The sequence below is a fragment of the Duganella sp. OV510 genome (assembly GCF_900100205.1).
GTDB lineage: Bacteria > Pseudomonadota > Gammaproteobacteria > Burkholderiales > Burkholderiaceae_D > Rugamonas.
This window is the reverse complement of sequence record NZ_FNEQ01000023.1, coordinates 1-4,420: the sequence shown is the minus strand read 5'-3', so window position 1 is coordinate 4,420 and position 4,420 is coordinate 1. Positions and strand designations below refer to the sequence as shown.

Annotated in this window: 3 protein-coding genes; 1 reads left to right on the top strand and 2 read right to left on the bottom strand. The window is 60.7% G+C overall.

The genetic code is table 11. The annotated features are described in order from the left end of the window. The first annotated feature begins 191 nt into the window (after nucleotides 1-191). Nucleotides 192-1,571: a DUF4214 domain-containing protein gene (locus BLS51_RS29075; protein WP_090192489.1), complete on the top strand. Its 1,380-nt coding sequence runs from the start codon at nucleotides 192-194 to the stop codon at nucleotides 1,569-1,571. A gap of 5 nt (nucleotides 1,572-1,576) precedes the next feature. On the opposite strand, the gene BLS51_RS29070 is transcribed toward BLS51_RS29075, so the two are convergent. Next, a complete protein-coding gene (locus BLS51_RS29070) occupies nucleotides 1,577-2,788 on the bottom strand; it encodes a sensor histidine kinase (RefSeq protein WP_090192490.1) in 1,212 nt (403 codons plus the stop codon). Between the two features lie 45 nt (nucleotides 2,789-2,833). Continuing rightward, the gene (locus BLS51_RS29065; RefSeq protein ID WP_090192491.1) at nucleotides 2,834-4,198 is read right to left on the bottom strand and encodes a sodium-dependent transporter; all 1,365 of its coding nucleotides are present in this window, start codon (nucleotides 4,196-4,198) and stop codon (nucleotides 2,834-2,836) included. Between the last annotated feature and the right edge of the window lie 222 nt (nucleotides 4,199-4,420).

The following is a 4,420-nucleotide window of genomic DNA, read 5'->3' as shown; positions in this document are numbered from 1 at the left end:
ACCCCTTCCCATCCCGAACAGGACCGTGAAACGACTCTACGCCGATGATAGTGCTGCAACCAGTGTGAAAGTAGGTTATCGTCAAGCTAGTTATTGAAAGAAAAAGCCCGCTCAGCATCCTGTGCGGGCTTTTTTTATGCCTGCAGAGTTATAAAAAAGGTACTATTGGCTTCTTTCCAAGTGAGGAAGCGATGAAAAAGACCCTTGCGTCAGCCGTCACCTTGGCCGTCATGCTTGCAGCATGCGGCGGTTCCGATACCCCTTCCACAGCATCGCAAGGCAAGACCATGGGCGCGCGCTTCGTGCAAGGCGCCCAGGCTGCGCCGGAAGCCTATACCGATCTGGTGCAGCGCATATACCTGGGCTTCTTCGGCAGGCCCGCCGATGCGCCAGGCCTGCCGTTCTGGCGCAACAACTTCAGCGACGCTAATCTGCCATTGACCACGCTTGAACTCAGCCTGAACTATGCCGGCAATGCTGATATCCGCCGCATCGTTGATGCCTTTGCGAATAGCACTGAATCGCAGGAGCTCTATACCGGCAACAACAACGCCTTCGTCAACGCGGTCTACCTGAACGCTTTCAACCGCAATGCGGAAGCCAGCGGGCGCGAGTTCTGGGCCGGCTTTCTCGATCGCCAGGAACTGACCCGCGCGCAGCTGCTGCTGGGCATCCTGCAAGCTGCCCAAAACAGCGACGCCATCGTGCTCGGCAAGAAGCTGCAAGCCGCCACCTATTTCACCGCCGCGCTTGACCAAGCCCAGGAAATCGCTGCCTATGATGGCCACTCGGCCAACCAGGGCGCGCGCGATCTGTTAGCCACGATTACCGACAACACGGACATGCCGGCCTTCCAGAAGCATATTGATGATTTCATCGCCGGGCTGGGCGGGGGCGCCGAGCAGTTGACCGTGAAGCGCTATGCCGGCTTCCATTATTTGCAGGACATGAGCAACGCCCCGGCATATCCGGCGTACTACAGCTATGCCAGCTTTGGCGTGGTGCCGCCGGGCACTGTCGGCAAGACGGTGTACGGCGAGATCCCGCAGACGGTGACCTGGACGCGCGACGCCACCACGCGCACGCTGGTGTATTCGGCGCCGGTGCTGGCCAATGCCGCGCTGCCGGCCGGCAGCGTTGCGCCGGAGCTTGCCATGCTGTGCACGGCGGTGGCGACGCCAAACGGCAATGTCGCCAAATCGACCGATGTGCTGGTGGCGCGCTCCGCGCGTCAGCTGACCAACGCCACCCAGCTGGCTGGCCAGACGCTGAACGTATACCGTGAAAACTGCGCGACTGGCGGCAGCAATGTTACCCGCTTCAGCTTCGACGCCAGCGGCAATGGCAGCTTCCCGACCAGCGGCGGGCTGCTGACCTTCGATGCGGCGTCAATCACCAGCGTCCTCAACGGCCAGGCGCTGCCGGACCTGTCGACCGGCAAGTGGTTGACCTTCACCGCCTATAGCTATGTACGCGCGGACGACAGCACCGGCTACTTCGTGGTGCAGCACCTGGGCAACCACAAGAGCGGCGTCACCGACGGTGTGCTGGCGGTCTGGTCGCAGGAGTAGGGCACTCACCTGAGTGGCGCCGACATCGGCAAGGTCAGCGTGAAGCGGGTGCCGCCGCCCACTTCGCTGCTGACGTCGATGCGGCCGCCAAGAATCTCGGTGACGATGTTGTGCACGATATTGAGGCCGAGCCCGGAGCCACCCACACCCATCTTGGTGGTGAAGAAGGGATCGAAGATGCGCGGCAAGTCGTCGCGCGCGATGCCGACGCCGTGGTCTTCCACGCTCAGCGTCACCCAGCCCTGCGCCGACAACTGCGCACTGACCGCAATCTGGCCTTCGCTGCGGCCTTCGTAGCCGTGCAGGATGGCGTTGTTGATCAGGTTGGTCACCACCTGGCCCAGCGGGCCGGGATAACTTTCCATCATCAGCTCCGCCGGCACATGCTGCTGGATGACATATGGCGTGCGCTTGATGGTCGGCTGCAAGGTCAGCACATTGCCGGCGATGACTTCCGCCAGCAGGAAGCTGCGCCGCTGCGAGCTGGTCTGGTCCACCGCCACCTGCTTGAAGTTGGTCACGATGTCGGCCGCGCGATGCAGGTTGCGGCTGAGGATGTCGACCGACAGCCGCGCGTTCTCGATGTAATGCTCGAACTCCTTGCGTGTGACGCCGCCGTCGCCGGTCATGTGACGGTGAATTTCCTCGGTCTGCATTTCGAAGGTGGTGGAAGCCATCAGGCTGTTGCCGATCGGCGTGTTCAGTTCGTGCGCGATGCCGGCCACCAGCGCACCCAGGCCGGCCAGTTTTTCATTGCGCACCAGGTCTTCGCGCGCTTGTGCCAGCGCCGCCAGCATGTCCTGCAGCTCGCGGTTGGCGCGGCGCAGCGCCAGGTGGGTATTGATGCGGGCAAGCACCTCCTCGATCTGGAAGGGCTTGGTGATGTAGTCGACGCCGCCGGCATCGAAGCCGGTGACTTTCTGTTTGGGATCGGTGAGGCCGGTCATGAAGATCACCGGCACATCCTTGGTTTTCTTGCCGGCCTTGAGGCGGCGGCAGGCTTCAAAGCCGTCGATGTCGGGCATGACCACGTCCAGCAGGATCAGGTCCGGCTCGGCGAACTCGGCGCGGATCAGGCCTTCAGCTGCGGTCTGGGCCAGCACGATCAGGAAACCGTGCCGCTCCAGCCGGTCCAGCAGCGCGGTGAGATAGGATGGCGAGTCGTCGACGATGAGTATCGTCGGCATCGGCACCACGGGGACCTCGCTCTGGTTCATTGCGCACCCTGATCGCTACACGGTGCGGCCAGTATATAACGGGCCTCAGAACAAGCCGAGGCCTTTCAGCATCACCACCAGGATCAGCAACGGCGACACATAGCGCAGCAGGAAAAATACCATGCCCGTCACAGTGGCGTTGCGCAGCGTGCCATGGTTGGACAGCGCGCGCTGGAAGTTGTCGCGGCCCCACACCCAGCCGACAAACAAGGCTATCGCGATGCCACCCAGTGGCAGCAGCACATTGGAGGAAGCGAAGTCGAACAGGTCGAACATATTCATGCCGAACAGCTTGAAGTCGGCCAGCACATTGTTGGTCAGCGCGCAGCTGGAGCCCAGCACGACCAGGATGGCAATGGTCAGCACGGTGGCTTTGGTGCGGCTCATGCCGAAGCGCTCGTGCAGGATCACCACCGGCACTTCCATCATCGACAGCATGGCGCCGGTAGCAGCCACGGCGGCCAGTGCAAAGAAGGCGATCATCAGCAGATGGCCACCGGGGATTTGCGAGAACACCGCTGGAATGGTGATGAACACCAGTGACGGCCCGGCCGACGGTTCGAAGCCAAAGCTGAACACCGCCGGGAAGATGGCGATGCCGGCCAGCATCGAGACAAACAGGTCGGCCAGCATCACGCGCACAGTGGTGGCGGGAATGTTCTGGTCGTCGCGGAAGTAGGAACCGTAGGTCATCATTGTGCCCATGCCCAGCGACAGTTTGAAGAACGCCAGGCCCATCGCGGTCAGGATCACACCTGCGGTGATCTTGCTGAAGTCGGGCTTGAACAGGAAGGCGATGCCATCCGCTACTTTGGGCAAGGTCAGGCTGACCGCGCACAGCACCAGCAACAGCAGGAACAGTACGGGCATCAGTTTCTTGGTGATGCCTTCGATGCCCTTGGTCACACCCATCAACAGAATACCGCCGATCAGCAGCAGCACACCCCATTGCCACAGCAGCGATTGCAGCGGATCGCTGATCAGCGCGCCGAAGGCGGCTTCCGTCACCTGGCGGTCGCTACTGAGAATGCTGCCGCCGATGGCCTTGAAGACATAGGCAAACACCCAGGCCACCACCTCCGAATAGAAGGAGAGGATCAGGAAAGCGGCCAGCATGCCGGCGACGCCGACCAGCCACCACGGCAAGCCCTTCTTCGGCGCCAGCGTTTGCAGCGTGGTGATCGGGTTAGCCTTGGCGGCGCGGCCCATGGTGATTTCCGCGATCATCACCGGCAGGCCGATTAGCAGTGTGGCCAGCAGGTAAATCAGCAGAAAGCCGGCGCCGCCGTTGGCGCCGGTGAGGGAAGGGAACTTCCAGATATTGCCGAGACCAACTGCGGAACCGAGTGTGGCGGCAAGTACGCCGAAGCTGGAACTGAAGCCGCTGCGGCCTGTCATCTTATTATTCATAGCATTCTGCTGAGGTTTTTTGAGGATGCGATTGTAGCAGTTGAAAAAAGAGGGTTGACGAGATGAATGCCCTGCGGCATAATCTTGTCTCTTCGCTGACGAACAAAACGCTTCGCAGCACGCAGTACAAGATCTTTAAAAATTTACAGTCGATAAATGTGGGCGTTTGATGCTGCAACAAAAAGCATTAAATGCTCAACAAAGAAATATTCAGTAGAAATA

Coding starts and splice junctions, on each gene's coding strand:
- BLS51_RS29075 (WP_090192489.1), top strand. CDS start 192: ATGAAAAAGACCCTTGCGTCAGCCGTCACCTTGGCCGTCATGCTTGCA.
- BLS51_RS29070 (WP_090192490.1), bottom strand. CDS start 2,788: ATGAACCAGAGCGAGGTCCCCGTGGTGCCGATGCCGACGATACTCATC.
- BLS51_RS29065 (WP_090192491.1), bottom strand. CDS start 4,198: ATGAATAATAAGATGACAGGCCGCAGCGGCTTCAGTTCCAGCTTCGGC.